Source organism: Ensifer sp. LBL (assembly GCF_050435225.1).
GTDB lineage: Bacteria > Pseudomonadota > Alphaproteobacteria > Rhizobiales > Rhizobiaceae > Ensifer.
Map to the genome: position 1 here is coordinate 1 of NZ_JBNDJY010000004.1, position 20,395 is coordinate 20,395.

At 62.6% G+C, this 20,395-nt stretch carries 17 protein-coding genes, 1 tRNA gene and 2 rRNA genes; 13 read left to right on the forward strand and 7 right to left on the reverse strand.

The features are described 5' to 3' along the window. The 4 genes from OKW20_RS15805 to OKW20_RS15820 form a co-directional block, all read left to right on the forward strand. Positions 1 to 85 (forward strand): 23S ribosomal RNA (locus OKW20_RS15805); the annotation flags it as partial. Between the two features lie 123 nt (positions 86 to 208). Continuing rightward, positions 209 to 323, forward strand: a 5S ribosomal RNA gene (rrf, locus tag OKW20_RS15810). Positions 324 to 527: 204 nt separating this feature from the next. Further along, a tRNA-Met gene (locus OKW20_RS15815) sits at positions 528 to 604 on the forward strand. A 612-nt stretch (positions 605 to 1,216) separates the two neighbouring features. Next, positions 1,217 to 1,936 (forward strand): hypothetical protein, encoded by a 720-nt coding sequence (locus OKW20_RS15820; RefSeq protein ID WP_429173483.1) that lies wholly within the window; start codon positions 1,217 to 1,219, stop codon positions 1,934 to 1,936. Between the two features lie 311 nt (positions 1,937 to 2,247). On the opposite strand, the gene OKW20_RS15825 is transcribed toward OKW20_RS15820, so the two are convergent. Continuing rightward, on the reverse strand, positions 2,248 to 2,841 hold the full coding sequence (locus OKW20_RS15825; protein WP_429173485.1) for a TetR/AcrR family transcriptional regulator: 594 nt from the start codon (positions 2,839 to 2,841) through the stop codon (positions 2,248 to 2,250). A gap of 97 nt (positions 2,842 to 2,938) precedes the next feature. On the opposite strand from OKW20_RS15825, the gene OKW20_RS15830 reads away from it, so the two are divergent. Both OKW20_RS15830 and OKW20_RS15835 read left to right on the forward strand, forming a co-directional pair. Continuing rightward, positions 2,939 to 3,727 carry an SDR family NAD(P)-dependent oxidoreductase gene (locus tag OKW20_RS15830; protein ID WP_429173487.1) on the forward strand — a complete coding sequence of 263 codons (789 nt, stop codon included), beginning with the start codon at positions 2,939 to 2,941 and terminating at the stop codon, positions 3,725 to 3,727. A gap of 242 nt (positions 3,728 to 3,969) precedes the next feature. Then, positions 3,970 to 4,899, forward strand: a complete 930-nt coding sequence (locus OKW20_RS15835) for an aldo/keto reductase (RefSeq protein ID WP_429173489.1) — start codon at positions 3,970 to 3,972, stop codon at positions 4,897 to 4,899. A gap of 77 nt (positions 4,900 to 4,976) precedes the next feature. Here OKW20_RS15835 and OKW20_RS15840 read toward each other — a convergent pair whose 3' ends face one another. After that, positions 4,977 to 7,538, reverse strand: coding sequence for a GcvT family protein (locus tag OKW20_RS15840; RefSeq protein WP_429173492.1), 2,562 nt, complete (start codon positions 7,536 to 7,538; stop codon positions 4,977 to 4,979). A 357-nt stretch (positions 7,539 to 7,895) separates the two neighbouring features. On the opposite strand from OKW20_RS15840, the gene OKW20_RS15845 reads away from it, so the two are divergent. The 7 genes from OKW20_RS15845 to OKW20_RS15875 all read left to right on the forward strand — a co-directional run bounded on the left by OKW20_RS15845 (position 7,896) and on the right by OKW20_RS15875 (position 15,702). Then, positions 7,896 to 9,107, forward strand: a complete 1,212-nt coding sequence (locus tag OKW20_RS15845; protein ID WP_429173494.1) for an ROK family transcriptional regulator — start codon at positions 7,896 to 7,898, stop codon at positions 9,105 to 9,107. Beyond that, complete coding sequence (locus OKW20_RS15850) at positions 9,107 to 10,366, forward strand: M20 family metallopeptidase (RefSeq protein WP_429173497.1); 1,260 nt, start codon at positions 9,107 to 9,109, stop codon at positions 10,364 to 10,366. The genes OKW20_RS15845 and OKW20_RS15850 overlap by 1 nt, the downstream gene beginning before the upstream one ends. A 26-nt stretch (positions 10,367 to 10,392) precedes the next feature. Then, positions 10,393 to 11,454, forward strand: a complete 1,062-nt coding sequence (locus OKW20_RS15855) for a substrate-binding domain-containing protein (protein WP_429173500.1) — start codon at positions 10,393 to 10,395, stop codon at positions 11,452 to 11,454. A 75-nt stretch (positions 11,455 to 11,529) separates the two neighbouring features. Next, positions 11,530 to 12,594 carry a substrate-binding domain-containing protein gene (locus tag OKW20_RS15860; RefSeq protein WP_429173501.1) on the forward strand — a complete coding sequence of 355 codons (1,065 nt, stop codon included), beginning with the start codon at positions 11,530 to 11,532 and terminating at the stop codon, positions 12,592 to 12,594. 154 nt (positions 12,595 to 12,748) lie between these two features. Next, on the forward strand, positions 12,749 to 13,726 hold the full coding sequence (locus OKW20_RS15865; protein ID WP_429173503.1) for an ABC transporter permease: 978 nt from the start codon (positions 12,749 to 12,751) through the stop codon (positions 13,724 to 13,726). Between the two features lie 11 nt (positions 13,727 to 13,737). Then, positions 13,738 to 14,937, forward strand: coding sequence for an alanine racemase (locus OKW20_RS15870; protein WP_429173505.1), 1,200 nt, complete (start codon positions 13,738 to 13,740; stop codon positions 14,935 to 14,937). Positions 14,938 to 14,949: 12 nt separating this feature from the next. Continuing rightward, entirely contained in the window at positions 14,950 to 15,702 is a 753-nt protein-coding gene (locus OKW20_RS15875; RefSeq protein WP_429173507.1) for an ATP-binding cassette domain-containing protein, read from the forward strand. 51 nt (positions 15,703 to 15,753) lie between these two features. Here the strand turns inward: OKW20_RS15875 and OKW20_RS15880 are convergent, their stop codons facing one another. The 5 genes from OKW20_RS15880 to OKW20_RS15900 form a co-directional block, all read right to left on the reverse strand. Continuing rightward, positions 15,754 to 16,128, reverse strand: a complete 375-nt coding sequence (locus tag OKW20_RS15880) for a cytochrome C oxidase subunit IV family protein (protein ID WP_429173509.1) — start codon at positions 16,126 to 16,128, stop codon at positions 15,754 to 15,756. 9 nt (positions 16,129 to 16,137) lie between these two features. Continuing rightward, positions 16,138 to 16,860, reverse strand: coding sequence for a heme-copper oxidase subunit III family protein (locus OKW20_RS15885; RefSeq protein ID WP_429173512.1), 723 nt, complete (start codon positions 16,858 to 16,860; stop codon positions 16,138 to 16,140). A gap of 12 nt (positions 16,861 to 16,872) precedes the next feature. Then, the gene (locus OKW20_RS15890) at positions 16,873 to 17,577 is read right to left on the reverse strand and encodes a cytochrome c oxidase subunit 3 (protein WP_429173515.1); all 705 of its coding nucleotides are present in this window, start codon (positions 17,575 to 17,577) and stop codon (positions 16,873 to 16,875) included. Next, positions 17,574 to 19,352: a cytochrome c oxidase subunit I gene (gene ctaD, locus OKW20_RS15895; RefSeq protein ID WP_429173517.1), complete on the reverse strand. Its 1,779-nt coding sequence runs from the start codon at positions 19,350 to 19,352 to the stop codon at positions 17,574 to 17,576. The genes OKW20_RS15890 and ctaD overlap by 4 nt, the downstream gene beginning before the upstream one ends. A gap of 153 nt (positions 19,353 to 19,505) precedes the next feature. Further along, positions 19,506 to 20,354 (reverse strand): cytochrome c oxidase subunit II, encoded by an 849-nt coding sequence (locus OKW20_RS15900; RefSeq protein WP_192447118.1) that lies wholly within the window; start codon positions 20,352 to 20,354, stop codon positions 19,506 to 19,508. Positions 20,355 to 20,395 lie beyond the last annotated feature (41 nt).

Below are 20,395 nucleotides of genomic sequence, written 5' to 3' on the forward strand. Positions count from 1 at the left end.
AAGACGACCACGTTGATAGGCTGGGTGTGGAAGTGCGGCAACGCATGAAGCTTACCAGTACTAATCGTTCGATTGGCTTGATCGTTCCCATTGCTTGTGCTCATCACCAAATGAGCGACGTGTTCAAAACAAAACGAGTTGGCATCACCAACTCACCAGCTTCTCAATCCGGTTTGAGCCCGCAAGCTCAAATCTTGCGCTTTGCCGACCTGGTGGTTCTGGCGGGGTGGCTGCACCCGTTCCCATTCCGAACACGGCCGTGAAACGCCCCAGCGCCGATGGTACTTCGTCTTAAGACGCGGGAGAGTAGGTCGCTGCCAGGTCTGCAAAGCGCAAGAAATACCGGAAAACATCTTCTCTTCATCCCTCGGCCCAGCCGAACACGGGCCGCCACCAAGCGGCCCTTTTGTTTTGCTAGGTTTGAGACAAACAACGGGATTTTGCGCACGCAAAACCCGGACCGGAAAAGCATAAACCGCAAAGCGGTTTACGCGATCGCGCCAAATCCCAAAGGGATTTGCGCTGGACGCGGGGTGGAGCAGCCCGGTAGCTCGTCAGGCTCATAACCTGAAGGCCGCAGGTTCAAATCCTGCCCCCGCAACCAAATCATAAAGCCCGCTCGGAGAAATCCCGCGGGCTTTTGTCCGTTCTAAGGCACAGGAAACCGAGCAAACGCCGGCGCTAAACTCAACCTCGCTCCTGTGACCCAATGACATCGCGCAGGATGGCATTCAGCGCCAACGGTCGCTCCAGCGGGACTTAATGGCCGCAAGCCGGGAGGATGTGCAGGTGGTCAGCGATGGTGCTTGCCGCTTCACAGAGGATGACATCCCGCAAACATCGAGATCAGGCACGAGGCCTGAGCGCCCAACGCAACCGATCTATTACGCCCCCGACACCGACACCGACACATAACGACCCGACGCGTAACGCATAGGCTTGGCTCGCTCATCGGAGGAAGAGCAGGGCCTTTGTCGCAGTGTTCGGCAAGGAGAAGCGTCGTGCGAGGCGCTCAAATCGGAGCGCATCGTCGGGTTTCGCTTCGGAGAATGGGCGAGGCAGCTGCATGGTCTGCTTCGATGATTGGCGTTACCCGTTTATTAAGATATGCAATCGATAGTTGCTTTCATCCTTGATTCCCGCGATAGCATGAGGCTGTGCGCACCCATTCGGCAGGCAGGTGCAGGAGCACCGCCTTCGCCGCGGAGATCCACCCGTGACCACCATATCGCCAACGAGCAATGTTGCCTTGGAAATCCTCAGGCGGACAGCCACCGAGGCCGAGGAGAAAGCTGGTTCTGCCGACAGCGCGAACAGCATCCTCAAGGTCGCGAACGGCGTTTCAGCGGAGCCTGGCAGGGCAACGACGCAGGCGCAGGGTGCGGTCAACAACAGCATGCTGGAGCTGAAGGCGAGGGCTGACGCTTTTGTCGGAACCGCGCTGGAATTGCTGAACTCCGACCGCTTCAAATCCAGCGACCCCAATGTGAAGGCAGTGCTGAAGGAGATCCTCAACGAGCAGGGTGAGATTTTCGCGGGCCGGGTCGAAGCGGAACTGGTCAACAATCCCGGTCTCAGACATGAAGAGGCGATCGCCAATGCGCTAACCGCGACGGTGCGCGGCAATCGCAGCCGTTTTGCCGAGACCGAGATCGTGCTCGGTTATAATCTGAAAACCGCCGGCAGGCAGTTGCACCATGTTGCCGATGCCGAAGGCCATAGCTCAGGCCAGTTCCTGGCGGATGCGCAGGCAGAAGCGCGGATCGGTCTCGACATCGCGCAAAAGGCGCGCGCCAATGCAAAGGGTGATGCGGCGCTGGCGGAGGCCTTGAAAGCGGAGGAGGAGGCCGAGAGGATTTACCGGCGAACGCAACAGTCGGCGAATGATTGGAACGGCTATTGGACGAAGAAATTCGGCTGGCCGGAGCCCCGGTGACGGCGCGATAAGGCATCGCCTCTGCCTCGGATGAGGCGCGATGGGCGGGCCTTGGGGCGAACCTTCCTATGCCCGACCCGGGAAAGCGCCTTGCCGGTTTGTCTTCGGGCGCCTGACGCCCCCTCATCAACGATGCCTGTGTCTCGCCGGACTATCGTTTCCGGCGGAGTGACCAGCGATTGAATTCCACACGTTAGAGGATCTGCCAAGCACTTGGTCGCCGCCCCGCTCTGCCGCCTGCGCTCTAATACCTAACTAGCCGCGTAGCGTGACCACAAACCGCGGCGCATTTCCCGCTGCATGGTTCAGCCCTAAGCGCCGGTCTCTCCTTCGAAGAGATCCTGGCTTACCAGCTTTCCGTGATCGCGGCCGGAAAGCCATGCCCGCGTCTCATCGAGAATTTCCGTCGACAGGTCGGGGTCGTCGGTCATCCGCGCCAGGATAAGCGCGCCGATCATGGCTGCAGAACTGCCGATCGCCGCGCGGCGCTTCTCATGCTCATCCGTCCCCGGCGCCACCTTGCCGAACCGGGCGAACTGGCGCTTCAAGGCGCCTGTCATCTCCGACCGTGCAGCCCCCGGTTGGCGGCTCACCTCCGATGCGAGGGCTGCAAGCGGGCAGCCGTGGCCAAAATCGTCCCGATGCTCCGGCGTAAGGTAACGTCGGGCGACGGATGCCAGATCCATCGTTAGCGGCTCGGTTTCTCCCTGCAGCCCGGCCAATGTCTGCGCGATCAGATCCTCCTTCGACTTGAAGTAGCCGTAGAAGCCGCCATGGGTGAGGCCCGCCGCCTTCATGACATCGGTAACGGTGACGGCCTCAAAGCCGCGCTCCCGGAACAGCTGTCCGGCCGCCTCCAGGATCGTCTTCTTGTTCTCTTCGACCTGCTTCCGGCTCACGCGCATCATCGTCTCCTGAAATTTCGATTGACATTATACATGATGGCGATCATATATCAAAATACATGATGACTGTCATGAATAAACCCAAGGAGCACAATCGATGAGCAGGAAGCCTGTAGTCCTTGTAACCGGTGCCTCCACCGGTATTGGTGCCGTCTATGCGGAGCGATTTGCGCGTCGCGGCCATGATCTCGTTCTGGTTGCACGCAACGCGGAGCGGCTCGACGCTCTCGCGACGCGCCTCACGAAAGAAACCGGCGTGGCGGTGGATGTGGTGCCGGCCGATCTGACGGACGAGCGGGACCTCGCCAGGATCGAGCAGCGCCTGCGCGAAGACCGGAGCATCGGTGTGCTGGTCAATAATGCCGGGACCTCTATCCCGCGCGGCTTTCTTCAGCAGCAGAACGAGGACATCTCGAAGCTGATTGCGCTCAACGTCACTGCAGTCACCAGGCTTGCGCATGCGGCGGCCCCTGGTTTTGCGGAGAGAGGCGAGGGGGCGATCATCAACATCGCGTCGGTCGTCGGGCTTGCACCGGAGATGGGCGCAACTGTCTACGGTGCGACCAAGGCCTTCGTGCTGTTCCTCTCTCAAGGCTTGAATGTCGAGCTCGCACAGAAGGGGGTCTACGTTCAAACGGTGCTGCCGGCAGCGACACGCACGGAGATCTGGGATCATGCCGGCGTCGATATCGACACGCTTTCAGGCGTGATGGAGGTCGGCGATCTCGTCGATGCGGCGCTGATCGGCTACGACCGGCGCGAACTGGTGACCATCCCGCCGCTTCCCGATGCCGATCAGTGGAACACACTCGATACGGCACGGCAGGCACTGCTGCCCAATTTTGCCCAGTCGTTGCCGGCCGAGCGCTATCGGTCCGCGGCCTGACCGGTCCAGGCAGGGGCGGGCGTTCGACGTCTGCCCGGACCGCCCGCGCCTGTTGGGACGTCCGATGCCCTGACCTTTTCCGCTTGGGTGCAGCGGTCGCATAGTCTCCAGGGTTTGTCCCAAAGGCGTTTGCCAAGCGCCCTTGGGCTGCTTAGAGATTGAGGATCAAAGATTTCGCAAGGTCGGCCGCGCCGCACCTTTGCGAAAATCCTCCCTCGAAACGATGTTGATGGTGCGAGCCGATGAAAAGATTCAATCTGGGACCAACCGACCTTTCCGTTTCCTCTGCCGTTCTCGGCCTGATGCGGATTGTCGATCTCAGCGATGACGCCATAAACCGGCTCTATGGCAAGGCAAGGGACGTCGGGATCAACGTCTTTGACCATGCCGATATCTATGGTGGCGAGCTGCATGCCTGCGAGCGCCGTTTCGGCGATGCGTTGCGGCTGAAGACGGCAGAGCGCGAACAGATCGTCATCCAGAGCAAGTGCGGGATCCGCCGCGGTTATTTCGATTTCTCCAAAGAGCACATCCTGCAATCGATCGATCGATCGTTGGCGGCGCTGAAGACCGACTATCTCGACCTTCTCTTGCTGCATCGCCCGGACGCGTTGGTGGAGCCGGAGGAGGTGGCGGAGGCCTTCGACACATTGCACGCGGCCGGCAAGGTCCGGCATTTCGGCGTCTCCAACCACACGCCGCGACAGATCGATCTCTTGAAAACGGCGGTGCGCCAGCCGCTCGTCGCCAACCAGATCCAGCTCAGCATAGCGCATGCGCCCTCGGTCGCCTTCGGGATCGCCGCCAATATGGCAGGTCTCGAGCAATCGATCGATCGCGATGGCGAAGTGGTCGTCTATTCGCGCATCAACCGCATGACGCTTCAGGCCTGGTCGCCGTTCCAGCAGGGGTTCTTCGGCGGCGTCTTCGTCGGCGACGAAAAGAACTTCCCGGAACTCAACCGCGTGCTGGACGAACTGTCGGCGAAGTATGCCGTGTCGCCGTCGGCCATCGCCTATGCCTGGATCGCCCGGCATCCGGCCAACATTCAGGTGGTGCTCGGAACGACCAGCGCGGAACGGCTTGCCGACATCGCACCCGGCGCCGATATCACGCTGTCGCGCGAGGACTGGTATCGGCTCCTTACCGCGGCGGGCCACGTGCTGCCCTGATTTCGATCTTTCGTCGACATCAAAAGGCCCGCTCGGATCCGAGCGGGCCTTTTGTTTTTAAACGTTGAACCGAGCGATCAGCTGCGCGGCTTCAGGTTTTCCGGGTCGTAGAGCGGCTTGTAGCCGATGCCGACAACTTCGACCGGATAGGTCTCGGCGAAATATTCGACATTGAGCTTGCGGCCGACCTGGCAATGGGACCAGGGCAGATAGGCAAGCGCGATGTTCTTGCCGATCGTCGGGCCGAAGGCGATCGAGGTGGTGTAGGAACGGCGGCCGAGTTCGTCGATGAGAACCTTGCCCGTTTCTGGATCGATGACCGGCAGGGTTCCGACCGGGTAGCGCTTGACGCCGTTCCTGTCGGTGTTTTCCGTCATGACCAGCGTGCAAAGCATGGCCGGCTGGTGCTCGCGCGCCTTGTACTCGAGGTGCTTTGCCTTACCGCGGAAGTCGACGTCCTTGACCTTCGGACGGGCAAGGTCGGCTTCGATCAGGTTGTACTGGGTAAGAAGGTCGGCGTTCTGTAGGCGCAGGCTCTTTTCCATGCGGCGCGAGTTCGCATAGGTTTCGACGCCGAAGGCCATGACGCCGGTCGAGCGCAGCGCGTCCCAGACGGCCAGACCGTCCTCGTACTTCATGTGCAGTTCCCAGCCCTGCTCGCCGACGTAGGAGATGCGGAAGGCGGTCACATGTTTGCCGGCGATCTCGATCGGCTTGATCGCAGCGAAAGCGAAGTTCTCGATGTCGAGGCCTGCCGGATCGGCAACCACCTTCTTCAGGTTCTCACGGGCATTCGGCCCCCAGATGCCGATGGTGATGAATTTTTCCGACACATCGGTGATGGTGACGTCGAGGCCACGGTCCTCGGCGACACGGCGCATATATTGGAAGTCGCGCGGGCCGGCGTCGGCGCCGTTCACGAGACGGCCGCGGTCTGCCATGCGGAAGACGGTGAAGTCGGCCCGCACCATGCCCTCGTCATCAAGGAAGTGGGTGTAGATGCCCTTGCCGATATTGGCGTCGCCGCCGACCTTGGCGGCGCAAAGCCACTCCAGAAGCTCGACATGGTCAGGGCCTTCGATGTCGACCATGTGGAAGTGAGAGAGGTTGACGATGCCGCAATCCTCGCTCATCGCCAGATGTTCGGCGTTGGAAACACGCCAGAAATGGCGGCTGTCCCATTCGTTTTCACGTACCGGTACGCGGTCGCCGTACTTCTCCAGAAGGTGCTCGTTTGCGGCGTAGCCATGGGCGCGCTCCCAGCCGCCGAGTTCCATGAAGTAGCCGCCGAGCTCCTTTTCGCGCTCGTAGAAGGGCGAGCGCTTGACGTTGCGGCCAGTGGCATAAGGTTCGCGCGTGTGCACGGCGGGGTAATAGATCTTCTGCGCCGCCTCGAAGCAGCGGCCCTCGATGAACTTCTCTTCGAGCTGGTGCGGATAGAAGCGGGAGTAGTCGATCGAGGCGTGGTCGATCTTAGTGCGGCCGTCGGTCATCCAGTCGGCGATCAGCTTGCCGTAGCCGGGACCGTCCTTCACCCAGATGGCGACGCAATACCACAAGCCGCGCACCTTCTGGCTCTCGCCGCAGGAAGGACCGCCGGCGGCCGAAACCTGCAGCAGACCGTTGAAGGAATGGCTCTCGTTATAGCCGAGTTCGCCGAGGATTGGCGTCAGCTCCATGGCGCGCTCGAGCGGCTCGATGATCTGTTCCATCTCGAGGTCACGCTGCGAGGGCGACAGGCGCGCCTCGTGCTTTTCAAGGATGTTACGCGGATGGCAGAGGCGCGGATTGGTGGTCTCGTAATAGCCCCACTCGATCTGGCCGCCCTCGGTGGTCTTCGGGTCGCCGGTGTCGCGCATATAGGCGGAGTTGCCCTGGTCGCGCAGAAGCGGAAAGCCGATTTCCTTACCGGTGCCCTCGAACTCGTTGTACGGGCCGAAGAAGGTGAGCGGGTGGTCGACGGGCATGACCGGCAGATCCTCGCCGACCATTTCGGCGATCAGGCGGCCCCAGATGCCGGCGCAGACGATGACGTGGTCGGCCATGATCGTGCCGCGATGGGTGACGACGCCCTTGATACGGCCGTTTTCGACGATCAGCGATTTTGCCGGCGTGTTGCCGAAGACCTGCAGCTTGCCCGACTTTTCCGCCGCATCGACCAGCTTGCCGGCAACCGTCTGCGAGCGCGGGATGACGAGGCCGGCGTCCGGATCGAACATGCCGCCCATCACCTGATCTTCTTCGATCAGCGGGAACATCGCCTTGATTTCAGCCGGCGAAACATAGTGGGCGCGGGTACCGAAGGCCTTGGCGGAGGAAAGCTTGCGCTTGATCTCTTCCATCCAGACATCGTCACCAGTGCGGGCCACTTCCAGGCCGCCGATGCGGGCGTAGTGGCCCATCTTCTCGAAGAAATCGATCGAATACTGCGTCGTCCAGACCGAGAGATAATCGTGGCTGGTGGTGTAGCAGAAGTCCGAGGCGTGCGCGGTCGAGCCGATATCGGTCGGCACGCCCGACTTGTCGATGCCGACGATGTCATCCCAGCCGCGCTCGATCAGGTGATGCGCGATCGAGGCGCCGACGATGCCCCCCAGCCCGATGATTACGACTTTCGCCTTTTGCGGAAACTCTGCCATTGATTGCGACCCTGGTTGGATTGGATGCCGGATTTTAGGGCGTGACGGATCACGACCAGAGCCTGTCTACGACATAATCATCAAACTGCACGACCAGAGCCGAGCATTTTGCGGATCGCGGAACGAGAGCTGTCGAGACGGTCATGCCACTGATTTCTTGAGAAAAAGCGCCCTCCGCGCCAATCTGATTTCATCTAGCATATCGCAAATGGCGACGCATCCGAATGCGTCATCGCCGTTGCCCTGTTTCTCCGCAGACCGCGCCGTTCGCCATGAAAGATAATCCTATCGGGCAAGATTGACAGCGATGCCTGATCTTAATAAGTTCGGTAACAGAACGAATTAAAAGAGGTCCCCGTGAACGACAGCTTGCGCATCTCCCGGAAGTTCTCCCAGCGCTCCGTCATGGAGGCGATCGTCCAGGGCGGGCCAATTTCGCGTGCGTCGATCTCGAAGCAGACCGGCCTTTCCAAGCAGACCATTTCCGAGATCGTTCGCGGCCTCGAGGAAGAGGGCTGGGTGCAGGAGACGGGGCGCACCAGCGGCCATGTCGGGCGCACGGCCGTCACCTACGAACTGGTGTGCGATGCCGCCTTCATCATCGCCGTCGACCTCGGCGGCACGAAAGTGCGCGTGGCGATCACCGATCTCGCCTGCCAGATCTTTGCCGAAGACACGGCGCCGACCGATCCGCGTGGCGGCCGCTTCGTCGTGGAGCAAATTGCCGCCATGGCCTTTGATGCGGCAGACCGGCAGCAGATTGCCCGCGAGAAGATCCGGCTAGCGGTCGTCGGCGTTCCCGGCGCGCCCTGCAGCGAGACCGGCCGTGTGCTGCTTGCGCCGAATATCGCCGGCTTCGACACGATGGATGTCGTCGGTGCCTTCGAAGAGGTGCTCGGTTTCGGCGCGATGCTCGAGAACGATGTCAATCTCGCCGTCCTCGGCGAAAACTGGCTGGGGCAGGGGCAGGGCATCGACAACCTTGCCTATGTGGCGCTCGGCACCGGTGTCGGTAGCGGCCTGATGGTCGGCGGCCATCTGGTGCGCGGCGTCAGCAATGCCGCCGGCGAAATGGGTTTCCTGCCGCTCGGCGCTGATCCGTTCGAGGCGGAATCGCTGCGCACCGGCGCCTTCGAGCGGGCAGTTGCCTCGCATGGCATGGCGGAGCGCTACGCGGCACTTTCGGGCAACACGGTCACCGTGCCCACCATCTTTGCCAAGGCGGAAGCCGGCGATGCGGCAGCGCTGACGGTGCTGGACGACACGGCGCGGTATCTGGCCGCCGGTGTTGCGGCGATCGCTGCCATCGCCAACCCGCAGAAGGTTATCCTCGGCGGCTCGATCGGGCTTCGTCCGGAAATGCTCGAGCGGGTGAAATCCTTCCTGCCGCAGTGCTTCCCTTATCCGGTCAATGTCGAGACCGGTGAACTCGGCGCGCGCGCCGCAATCATCGGGGCGGCGGCGATCGGGCTCGGTCAGTTGCACAATACTCTCTTCGGGGTCGATGCACCCGACGGTCGGATTTCGCTGCCGCGGGCAAACGTCAACGCGCTTCGGGAGGCGATGTGATGACGATGAATGACGGTCTGGTCGAACGTTTGCGGGCGGTGCTTGACCGCGACGCGGCGGTCGATCTTTTTCGTGGCGCGATCGGGCGTGAGAGCATTACCGGCAACGAGGCGAATTTCGTCGCCTTTCTGGCCGAAACGATGCAGCGCCTTGGCCTTGAAGGCTTGCAAACGGCGGAGTTTTTGCCGGGTCGGCCGAACGTCTGGGCGGAGCGCAAGGGCCGTGGCAAGGGGCCACGCCTATTGTTCATCGGCCATACGGATACGGTGCATGTCGACGGCTGGCGCGAACATTGGGCCGGTACCGAGCGCGAGGATCCCTTCGCCGCACCGATCATCGACGGCGCGGTCTGGGGGCGCGGCTCGGGCGATCTGAAGGCCGGCATCTGCGCGTCGCTGGCGGCGCTGTCGCTGCTCGACAAGGCTGGCGTGGATCTGGCCGGCGACGTGGCCTTTGCGTTCATCGGCGACGAGGAAAGCGGCCAGCCGGGCACCGGCGTTTCGGCCGGTATCAAGGATCTGGTCGGTCGCATCGAAACCGGAGAGATCGAGCGGCCAGATTTCGTCGTCTATGTCGAGCCGACCCGGCTGTCCGTCTATCCGGCGCAGATCGGCTTTTTCATCACCGACATCACGATTACAGGCAAGTCCGCCTATTTCGGCGTACCGGAACTTGGCAAGGATGCGCTGCGCGCCAGCCATGCGGCGATGTCGGCACTCTGGAAACACTCCGACGAAATCGCTGCACGGGCCGAGCACAAGCTGATCGGCCGCAGTTTCCTGCTGATCACGGGCCTTGCCGGCGGCGGCTACATTGCCGTGCCCGAGCGCTGCACCCTGTCGCTGATCCGCAAGCTCCTGCCGGGGGAATCGCTGGACACGGCGGCAGCCGAGATCGAGGCTGCGGTGCGCTCGGCGATCACCGATCCGGAAATCACGGTCGAGTTTTCCTATCCGGCCGGTCGCGACCACGCGCTTGGCGGCACGGCGGCTGAAATCGACGAAACGGCCGGCGAAGTCGGCGCGCTGTCGACCGCCATGGCGGAAGCCATGGCCGGACGCGGGGTGATCGAGGGTGCCCCCTTCTGGTCGGAATCGCCGTTCTTCGTCAACCGCTTGGGCGTGCCTGCCGTCTACTGCGCGCCCGGCGACATCCGCAATTGCCATACCTACGAGGAACGGGTCGAGGTGGAGGAATACCTCGCCGGGATCGTCGGATTTGCCGCCTTCATGGCGCGCTACTGCGGCGTCATGGACTGAACTGCCAAACAAGAGGGAGAACGACAATGATCTTGAAGAAATTGATGGCTGCTGCGCTCGTCAGCGGTTTCGTGCTTGCCGCCAATGCCGCATCCGCCCAGACGGTCGGTCCGTCCGGGGAGACCGCGACGCCGAGCGCCGATGTCGCCTTGACCGATGCCGATATCGGCGCGCTCAAGGGCAAGGGCTACAAGGCAGCGCTGCTGTGGCACACCTCATCCGACTTCACCAATGCCGTTTCGGCCGGTGCCAAGGATGAGTTTGCCCGCGCCGGCGTCGAGATTGCGGTGACGACGGATGCAGGCTTCGACGCCGCCCGCCAGCGTAGCGACATCGAGACCGCGCTTGCCGCCAAGCCGAACGTCATCCTGGCGCTGCCGCTCGATCCGGTCACCTCGGCCGAAGCCTTCCGCCAGGCCGTCACCGATGGCAGCAAGCTGGTTTTCCTCTCCAATCTGCCGAGCGGTTACAAGCAGGGCACGGACTATGCCTCGATCGTCACCGACGATCTCTTCCAGATGGGCAAGCAGGCGGCCGATGCGCTGGCCAAGGCGATCGGCGGCAAGGGCAAGGTCGGCTACATCTTCCATGACGCCAGCTACTATGTGACGAACCAACGCGACCAAGCCTTCAAGTCGACGATCGAGAAGGACTATCCGGATATCAAGATCGTTGCCGAGCAGGGCATCTCCGACCCGGCACGTGCCGAGGAACTGGCAAGCGCGATGCTGCTGCAGAATCCTGATCTCGACGGCATCTACGTGACCTGGGCCGAGCCTGCCGACGGCGTGCTCTCCGCCCTGCGCTCGAGCGGCAATACCAAAACCAAGATCGTCACGCTCGATCTTGCCGAACCGGTGGCACTCGACATGGTCCAGGGTGGCAACGTGACGGCGCTTGTTGCCGACAAGGCCTATGAGCTTGGACGCGCCATGGCTGCGACCGGCCTGAAGTCGCTGCTCGGGCAGCAGACGCCGGCCTTCGTCGTTGCCCCGGCTTTGACCGTCACCAAGGAAAACGTCGCGGACGGCTGGAAGCAGTCGCTCAACCGCGATGCACCGCAGTCGGTGCTCGACGCGGCCAAGTAATCCGGCAGCGAAATAATCCGATGGCCGCCGGGAGAGAGGACGTTTCCGGCGGCACCATCCCAAAGGGAGGCAGAGATGCACAGGGCAGTGAGACATTTCGCGTTGCTGGCGACGGTATTTGCCGCAACATCCGGCTTTGCCGCAGACGGCAAGACCACAGGGCCGCATGGTGAGGCGCCGACGCCCGCGAGCAGCCTGACGCTGACGGCGGAGCAGGAACAACAGATCAAGGACGGCAAATTTACCGCAGCGCTCGTCTGGCACGAGATGAGCGAGTACACCAATGCCGTCAACAGCGGCGCCCAGGACGAATTCAAGCGCCTCGGCGTCGAGGTGGTCGCACAGACCGATGCCGGCTTCGATGCCGCCCGCCAGAAGGCGGATGTTGAGACGGTGCTTGCCAAGAAGCCCTCGATCATCCTGTCGCTGCCGGTCGATCCGGCGACCGCCGCCGTGGTCTACGATCCGGCGCGCACCGCCGGCGTGAAGCTCGCCTTCGTCGACAATTCGCCGGCCGGCTACGAGCATGGCAAGGACTATGTGACGATCGTCTCGGACGACCTGTTCCAGATGGGCAACAAGGCGGCCGTTGCCATGGCGGATGCGCTCGGCGGCAAGGGCAAGCTCGGCTACATCTATCACGACGCCGATTTCTATGTGACCAACCAACGCGACGGCGCCTTCAAGTCGACGATCGAGCAGGACTATCCTGACATGAAGATCGTTGCCGAGGCCGGCATGGCGGATCCGGCCCGCAGCGAGGAAATCGCGCAAGGCATGATCACCCAGAACCCGGATCTCGACGGGATCTATGTGACCTGGGCGGAGCCGGCACTGAGCGTACTTTCGACGCTGCGCGGCGCCGGCAACAGCCACACCAAGATCGTGACGCTCGACCTCAACGAGCCGGCAGCACTCGACATGGTCAAGAGCGGCAACATCGCAGCTCTCGTCGCCGACGAAGCTTACAATATCGGCGTCACCGCCGCGCGCGCCGCGGCAGGGTCTCTGGTCGGCAAGAAGGCCGAGCCTTTCCTGGTCGTCGACTCGCTTGCCGTGACCAAGGCGACCGTCGCCGACGGCTGGAAGAAGTCTCTGAACAAGGACGTACCCGCGACGATCGCGGATGCGATGAAGTGATGAAATGATGCCCGCTGCATGCGTCCCAAATCGTCGTCGATTTGGGACAGAACATGCAGCTTCTCATAGTGCTGCGGCGACCTTTGCGCGTCTGACTGGACGTGCGGCGCCGTAGTGCAGGGGGAGCATTCTCCCTGCCTTCGGAGGAAGAATAATGTCCAGTGCCCATTCCAGCGCGAGCGGCCAGCCGGCAAGCCTCGTCAGCCGCCTCAACCTGCAGCAATACGTCGTCTATCTCGGCTTCCTGGCGATCTTTCTGTTCTTCGCCATCGTGCTTCGGGACAGCGGCTTTCTGACGGTTCGCAACCTGTCGAACATCATGCTGCAGACAGCGCCGGTGACGATCATGGCGATCGGCCTCGTCTTCGTCATGTCGGCCGGCGAGATCGATCTGTCGATCGGCTCGACCGTTGCCGTCTCGGCGCTGGCGGCGGCGGTGACAATCAACGAATACGGCCTGGTGGCCGGCGTCGTCGCCGGGATCGGCGCGGGCCTGCTGGTCGGGCTCCTGAACGGCGCGCTGGTCGCCTATGTCAAACTGCCGTCGTTCCTGGTGACACTGGCGACGCTCGGGCTTTTCGCAGGCGTCTCCCGCTCGATGACGAACCTGCGCTCGATCCCGGTAACCGACAGCACCTTTACCGGCTTCTTCGGCTCGGGCTCGTTCCTCGGTGTTCCCTCGCTGATCTGGTGGACGATCGTCGCGGTCGTCTGCGGCCACATCATCTACCGCGAAACCCGCTTCGGCGCCCATGTGCTGGCGACCGGCGACAACAGCCGTGCGGCGAGCGTGTCCGGCATCAGCGTGCCGCGCATCCGGCTCGCCGTGCTTGTCATCAGCGGCGGTCTCGCGGGGCTTGCCGGCCTGCTCTACGCCGGCCGGCTGCAGGCGGCCAAGTACACCCTTGGCGAGACCGACCTGATGACGGTGATTGCCGCCGTCATCGTCGGCGGCACGCTGCTCAACGGCGGCAAGGGCACGATCATCGGCGCGCTCGTCGGCTCGCTGATGATGGGCATGCTCAACAATGGCCTGATCCTGATGGGCCTTTCCGTTTCCGACCAGATGATCGTTCGCGGTCTTATCATCCTCGCCGCGGTCGCCGTGTCGCTGCGCGAAAAGTCCCGCTGAAGGAGGATTTCATGTTTCTCGACGTTCTGCGCCGCCGCAACCCGGCATTCATCGAAGCGGCGATGGCCCTGCACCAGCAGGGCAAGATCCCGGCCAACGCCTACGTGCTCGACCTCGATACGGTCGAGGGCAATGCGGCGATCATGAGCAACGAGGCCCGTCGCCTCGGCCTGAAGACCTTTGCCATGACCAAGCAGGTTGGCCGCTCCAGCTCGTTCTGTGATGCCGTCCAGCGCGGCGGCATCGATCGTTCGGTTGCCGTCGACATGGCCTGCGCCCGCGCCACCCACAAGGCAGGCTTGAAGGTCGGCCATCTCGGCCACCTGCAGCAGGTCGCGCGCCATGAGGCGGCTGCCGCGGCGAAGACCTTCCGGCCGGACTACTGGACGGTCTTCAACGCCGAGAAGGCTGCAGAAGCGGCAGCCGGTGCCCATGCCGCCGGCTATCGACAGGATCTGCTCGCCCGCATCAGGGCGGAAGGCGACACCTTCTACCGCGGTCATGAAGGCGGGTTCGATGCCAGCGACGTTGCTGCGGTTGCCGATCGCCTCGACGGCCTCGCCGGTGGCCGTTTTGCCGGCATCACCACGTTTCCTGCGCTGCTCTTCGATCATGAAAGCCGCAAGGTGAAGCCGACGCACAACCTGGCAACGCTCTCGAAAGCGGCCGAGGCGCTGGCCAAGGCCGGGCGGACAGGGATCGAGGTGAACGCACCGGGCACGACCTCCAGCGTCATGCTGCCGGCCCTTGCCGAAGCGGGTGCGACGCAATGTGAGCCGGGCAACGGCCTGCATGGCACCACCGCGCTGCACGTGATGGAAGACCTGCCGGAACTGCCGGCGGTGCTCTACCTTACCGAGGTCTCCCATCTCTCGGGCGGCAAGGCCTATTGCTTCGGTGGCGGCTTCTACATCGACCCGATCTTCCCGGATTACGACGTCAAGGCGATCGTATCGACTGAGCCGACCACGGCTGCATCGGCGCTTCGAAGCGTCGAAGTGCCGCCACCCTCGGCGATCGACTATTACGCGATGATCGACGCCAGTGGACCGGCTGCGCCCAAGCCTGGCGATACGGCGGTGTTCGGCTTCCGCGGGCAGGCCTTCGTCACGCGCGCTTATGTCGTCGGCGTGTCGGGCATCTCCAAGGGCGCACCGAAGGTGGAAACGATCGAAAACGGTTTCGGCGAAACCGCAGCCTGGCCGGTTTGAGGGGGGATGACCGTGAACACGAATTCCGCAAACGAACCGGTCCTGAAGCTCAAGGACATCCGCAAGACCTTCGGCGGCGTCACCGCGATCGAGAACTTCTCGCTGGAGGTCCGTCCGGGCGAGATCGTGGCGCTCGTCGGCGACAACGGCGCCGGCAAGTCGACGCTGATCAAGATTATCTCCGGCGTCTACACGCCGACCTCGGGTACGATCACCATCGAGAACCAGACCGTGGCGATGTCGAACGCCACCATGGCGCGGGCTCATGGCATCGAGGTCGTCTATCAGGACCTGGCACTTGCCGACCAGCAGACGGTCTACATGAACATGTTTCTCGGCCGCGAGCCGGTAAACCGTTTCGGCCTGCTCGACCGTCGCCGGATGATTTCCGAGACGGAGACGCTGGTGAAGGAACTGGATGTCCGCATCCCCTCGGCCCATGCGACGATCCGCGACCTCTCGGGCGGGCAACGCCAGGGCGTCGCCATTGCCCGCGCCACCCATTGGGCGAGCAAGCTGATCCTGCTCGACGAACCGACGGCGGCACTCGGCGTTGCCGAAACCGCCAAGGTCGAGGAGATCGTGGAATCGCTGAAGAGCCGCAATATCGGCGTACTGATCATCAGCCACAGCCTCGATCAGGTGTTCAAGCTATCGGATCGCATCTGCGTCCTGCGTCGCGGCAAGCAGATCGGCATTCGCGAGACGGCGAAGACCGACAAGAACGAGATCATCGCGATGATCACCGGGCTTCAGCAACACTGAGGCACAAAGCAGCCAGCGCCGCCGCCTGCTCGGGCGGCGCCGCTTTCATGCTCACGGCGCCGCGCCGAAGAAGGTGAGGCGGGTGAAGAGCACGTAGTGCGATTCCGAGACCATCAGCGCCACGAAGACCAGCACCAAAAGCGGTGGCAGCAGGATGGCGTAGATCAGCGCCAGCCGCTCCCAGGCCATGTGCATGAAGATCGCCACGATCAATCCCGCCTTCAGCACCATGAAGATCAGGATCAGCGACCACCTGAGATAGCCTTGTAGCCCGACATAGTCGACGAGGTAGGAAAAGGTGCTGAGCACGAAGAGCAGCAACCAGACGACCAGGTAGAGGCCGATCGGATGCTGCTGGTGGGTTTGTGCGTGGCCTTCCGCTTTTGCTGCCGGTGCCGCGTGGGTGTGAACAGTCGTTTCCGTCATGGCCATGCCTCACCACAGATAGAAGAATGCGAAGATGAAGACCCAGACGAGGTCGACGAAGTGCCAGTAGAGGCCGGTGATCTCGACGATCTCGTAGTGTCCTCTTCGGCTCGTGAAAAAGCCGCGCCGTTCGGTGTCGAAATCGCCGCGCCACACTTTTCGCGCGATGATCAGCAGGAAGATGACGCCGATCGTGACGTGGGTGCCGTGGAAGCCTGTGATCATGAAGAAGGTCGAGCCGAATTGGGCCGCTCCCCAAGGATTGCCCCACGGGCGCGCACCCTCGGTGATCAGCTTCGTCCACTCGAAGGCCTGCATACCGACGAAGGTGGCGCCGAAAAGGGCGGTCAGAAGCATGAGAAGTGCGGTCTTCTTGCGATCGCGCCGGTAGCCGAAGTTGACGGCCATGGCCATCGTGCCGCTCGAGGTGATCAGCACGAAGGTCATGATGGCGATCAGGATCAGCGGCACGTCCGAGCCGCCGATGTGCAGCGCGAAGACCTCGCTCGGATTGGGCCAGGGCACGGCCGTCGACATGCGCGCCGACATGTAGGCGATGAGGAAACAGCCGAAGACGAAGGTGTCGCTCAAGAGGAAGATCCACATCATCGCCTTGCCCCAGGAGACGTTCTTGAACGTCCGCTGGTCCGACGCCCAGTCTGCGGCAAAGCCCGCAAGTCCCGCCGGGCGGTGGAGCGGCTCTCGGACAGGCGAATGTGTCTCGGCGGACATGCCTTGGCTCCTTCAGGTCAAGAGGGATCGGCAGAGCTCGACGAAGTCGTTGGCCCAGCCGGAAAAGAGCGCGTAGAGCACCAGCCATACGGCCAGCATGAAATGCCAGTAGGTGGCGCAGAGCGTGATCGACAGCACGGCCTTGTCGCCCATCGCGCCGGCGCGCGTCTTGACGATGACCCGCGTCAGGGCGAACAGGCCGCCGAGAATGTGCAGGCCATGCATGCCCGAGATCATGTAGAAGAAGCTGTTGGCCGGATTGTCGGCGAGCAGGAAGCCGGCGTCAGAGAGTTCGCGCCAGGCAAAGACCTGGCCCGCAAGGAAGGCGAGACCGGCGGCAAGCGCTGCGATCATCGCCGTGCGGCTCGCCTCTTCACGATGCTGTTCGGCAGTCACGCGGGCCGCATGCAGGAGCAGGCTGCCGAGTGCGAGGATGGCGGTGTTCAGCCACAGGATCTTCGGCATCGGCGTCGACCACCAGTCGGTGGAGGCCATGCGCATGAAGTAGGCGCTGATGAAGAGGGAGAAGAGTGCTGCGACGACGGCGAGGAAGACGCCGAGGCCGATTTTTGCAGGCGGGATCGAAGGCCTGCCGAGTGGGCGCGGGTCGTGGGCGTGGCCGACCTCCAGCCAGGGTTTCGAGAACAGCCGCTGCCGGCTGAGCCACCAGGCGGCGATCGCGAAGATCACCGCCAGGAAGACGAGGGTGACGTTCATGAGGCACCCTCCGGCGCGTGGCCTACCGGACCCGGCTCAGTTTGCGGAATGAAATCCTCCGCAGCTCCCGGCACGCTGTAGTCATAGGGCCAACGGTAGACGACCGGCAGCTCCTTGCCCCAGTTGCCGTGGCGCGGCGGCGTTTCCGGCGTCTGCCATTCGAGCGTTGTTGCCCGCCAGGGATTGCCGCCGGCCTCGCGGCCATGGCGGATGCTCCAAATGAGGTTGAAGAGGAAGACGATCTGGGCGGCACCGACGATCAGCGCCATGATGGTGATGAACTCGTTGAGCGTGTGGGCGGACGCCGGCACGAAGGCCGTCTCGCCCATCTCGTAATAGCGGCGCGGAACACCGATCAGCCCGAGATAGTGCATCGGGAAGAAGATCAGATAGGCGCCGACGAAGGTGACCCAGAAATGGATCTGCCCCATGGCCTGATTGAGCATGCGGCCGGTGATCTTCGGATACCAGTGATAGATCGCCCCGAAGATCACCATGATCGGCGCGACACCCATGACCATGTGGAAATGGGCGACGACGAACATCGTGTCGGAGAGCGGCACGTCGACGACGACGTTGCCGAGGAAGAGGCCGGTCAGCCCGCCATTGACGAAGGTCACGATGAAGGCGAGCGCAAAAAGCATCGGCAGCGTCAGGTGGATGTCGCCACGCCAGAGCGTCAGGACCCAATTGTAGACCTTGATCGCCGTCGGCACGGCAATGATCAGCGTGGTCGTTGCGAAGAAGAAGCCGAAATAGGGGTTCATGCCGCTGACATACATGTGGTGCGCCCAGACGATGAAGGAGAGCGCGCCGATGATCACGATCGCCCAGACCATCATGCGGTAGCCGAAGATGTTCTTGCGGGCGTGGGTGCTGATGAGATCCGACACGATGCCGAAGGCGGGAAGCGCCACGATGTAGACCTCGGGATGGCCGAAGAACCAGAAGAGGTGCTGGAACATGATCGGACTTCCGCCGCCATGCTGCAGCTGTTCGCCCATCTCGACGATCGCCGGCATGAAGAAGCTGGTGCCGAGCACCCGGTCGAACAGCATCATGACGCAGGCGACGAAGAGGGCGGGGAAGGCGAGCAGCGCCATCACCGTCGCGGTGAAGATGCCCCAGACTGTGAGCGGCATGCGCATCAGCGTCATGCCGCGCGTGCGACCCTGGAGCACGGTGACCACGTAGTTAAGCCCGCCCATGGTGAAGCCAATGACGAAGAGGATGAGCGAGGACAGCATCAATATGATGCCCCAGTCCTTGCCGCCGGGCGTTCCGGACAGAACCGCCTGGGGCGGATAGAGCGTCCAGCCGGCGCCGGTCGGTCCGCCCGGCGCAAAGAAGCTGGCGACGAGCACGAGGACGGCGAGCAGATAGAGCCAGTAGCTCAGCATGTTGGCATAGGGAAAGACCATGTCGCGCGCGCCGAGCATCAGCGGGATCAGGTAGTTGCCGAAGCCGCCGAGAAACAGCGCGGTCAACAGATAGATCACCATGATCATGCCGTGCATGGTGATGAACTGGTAGTAGCGCTCGGCATCGATGAAGGCGAAGGCGCCGGGAAAGCCGAGCTGCAGCCGCATCAGCCAGGAGAGCACCAGGGCGACCATGCCGATGGCGATCGCGGTCGAGGCATATTGCACGGCGATGATCTTAGCATCCTGGCTGAAGACATAACGCGTCCACCAGCTATGGGGATGATAGAGCTCCACGTCCTCCACTTCCGCGGGGCCAATCTGTTCGCCCGTGCTATGCCGGATATCGACCATCTGCGAGAACCTCCCAACACCGGATCATCTCGATCCAACGCCTTGAACCTGCAATTCCGAACGTCCAACAATGGAATTGCGTCTCCTCACGTGCGGGACGCGGGCGGATACCGCGAGCACTTTTCCTCATCCCGCTTGGCCGTCGGGGCGCCTCTATTGCGCCGGGGCGGCATTTAATGCCTGCGCCGTTTCCTTCGTCTGCACTCCTGCTTGTGCCTGCAGCTGCGAGAAGGTTTGCTGCTGCGAAAGCCAGGCCTGATAGTCCTCCGCACTGTCGACGACGACGGTGCCGCGCATCTGCGGGTGACCGACGCCGCAAAGCTCCGCGCACAGGACCTCGAACGTGCCCGTGCGGGTGGGCGTCAGCCAGAAATAGGTGACCATTCCGGGCACCATATCCATCTTGGCGCGGAACTCCGGCACGTAGAAATCATGCAGCACATCGACGGAGCGAAGCAGCATCTTGACCGGTTTGCCGACTTCCAGATGCAATTCGCCGCCCTCGATGACGACGTCGTCAAGCGCTGCCGGATCGTTGCGGTTGAGGCCGAGCGAGTTCTCCGGCGTGATGTCGCGGGTCTCGGAAGTGCCGAGCTTGCCGTCGGCGCCGGGGAGCCGGAAGCTCCACAGCCATTGCTGGCCGACGACCTCAACCTGGGCCGCTCCATCGGGAACGGTCACGAACTGGTGCCAGACGAAAAGGCCGGGGGTGAGCATGGCGGCGACGCCGAGAGTCGTGCCGCCGGCAAGCCACCCTTCGAGCTTGCGGTTTTCCGGTTCATAGGCCGCCCGGTTTCCCGGGCGATGGCGAAAGCGGAGCACGCAATAGGCCATGAAAAGAACCACGGCGACGAAGACGACGCCGGTAATCCAGAAGGTGATGATCAGCGTATTGTCGATGTAACTCCAGTTGGACGCGATCGGTGTCCACCACCACGGGCTCAACAGATGAAACAATACCGATCCGACGGCCAGTAAAACCAGAATAACGACCACGGCCATTTCTGTCCCTCCTCGCCGCTGGCGGCTGTGGGCATGAAGAC

Excerpts from the sequence above, each read along its gene's own strand:
- OKW20_RS15885 (WP_429173512.1), bottom strand. The coding sequence starts at position 16,860 with ATGTCCGCCGAGACACATTCGCCTGTCCGAGAGCCGCTCCACCGCCCG.
- OKW20_RS15870 (WP_429173505.1), top strand. The coding sequence starts at position 13,738 with ATGTTTCTCGACGTTCTGCGCCGCCGCAACCCGGCATTCATCGAAGCG.
- OKW20_RS15840 (WP_429173492.1), bottom strand. The coding sequence starts at position 7,538 with ATGGCAGAGTTTCCGCAAAAGGCGAAAGTCGTAATCATCGGGCTGGGG.
- ctaD (WP_429173517.1), bottom strand. The coding sequence starts at position 19,352 with ATGGTCGATATCCGGCATAGCACGGGCGAACAGATTGGCCCCGCGGAA.
- OKW20_RS15855 (WP_429173500.1), top strand. The coding sequence starts at position 10,393 with ATGATCTTGAAGAAATTGATGGCTGCTGCGCTCGTCAGCGGTTTCGTG.
- OKW20_RS15890 (WP_429173515.1), bottom strand. The coding sequence starts at position 17,577 with ATGAACGTCACCCTCGTCTTCCTGGCGGTGATCTTCGCGATCGCCGCC.
- OKW20_RS15850 (WP_429173497.1), top strand. The coding sequence starts at position 9,107 with ATGACGATGAATGACGGTCTGGTCGAACGTTTGCGGGCGGTGCTTGAC.
- OKW20_RS15865 (WP_429173503.1), top strand. The coding sequence starts at position 12,749 with ATGTCCAGTGCCCATTCCAGCGCGAGCGGCCAGCCGGCAAGCCTCGTC.
- OKW20_RS15835 (WP_429173489.1), top strand. The coding sequence starts at position 3,970 with ATGAAAAGATTCAATCTGGGACCAACCGACCTTTCCGTTTCCTCTGCC.
- OKW20_RS15830 (WP_429173487.1), top strand. The coding sequence starts at position 2,939 with ATGAGCAGGAAGCCTGTAGTCCTTGTAACCGGTGCCTCCACCGGTATT.
- OKW20_RS15900 (WP_192447118.1), bottom strand. The coding sequence starts at position 20,354 with ATGGCCGTGGTCGTTATTCTGGTTTTACTGGCCGTCGGATCGGTATTG.
- OKW20_RS15825 (WP_429173485.1), bottom strand. The coding sequence starts at position 2,841 with ATGCGCGTGAGCCGGAAGCAGGTCGAAGAGAACAAGAAGACGATCCTG.
- OKW20_RS15860 (WP_429173501.1), top strand. The coding sequence starts at position 11,530 with ATGCACAGGGCAGTGAGACATTTCGCGTTGCTGGCGACGGTATTTGCC.
- OKW20_RS15880 (WP_429173509.1), bottom strand. The coding sequence starts at position 16,128 with ATGACGGAAACGACTGTTCACACCCACGCGGCACCGGCAGCAAAAGCG.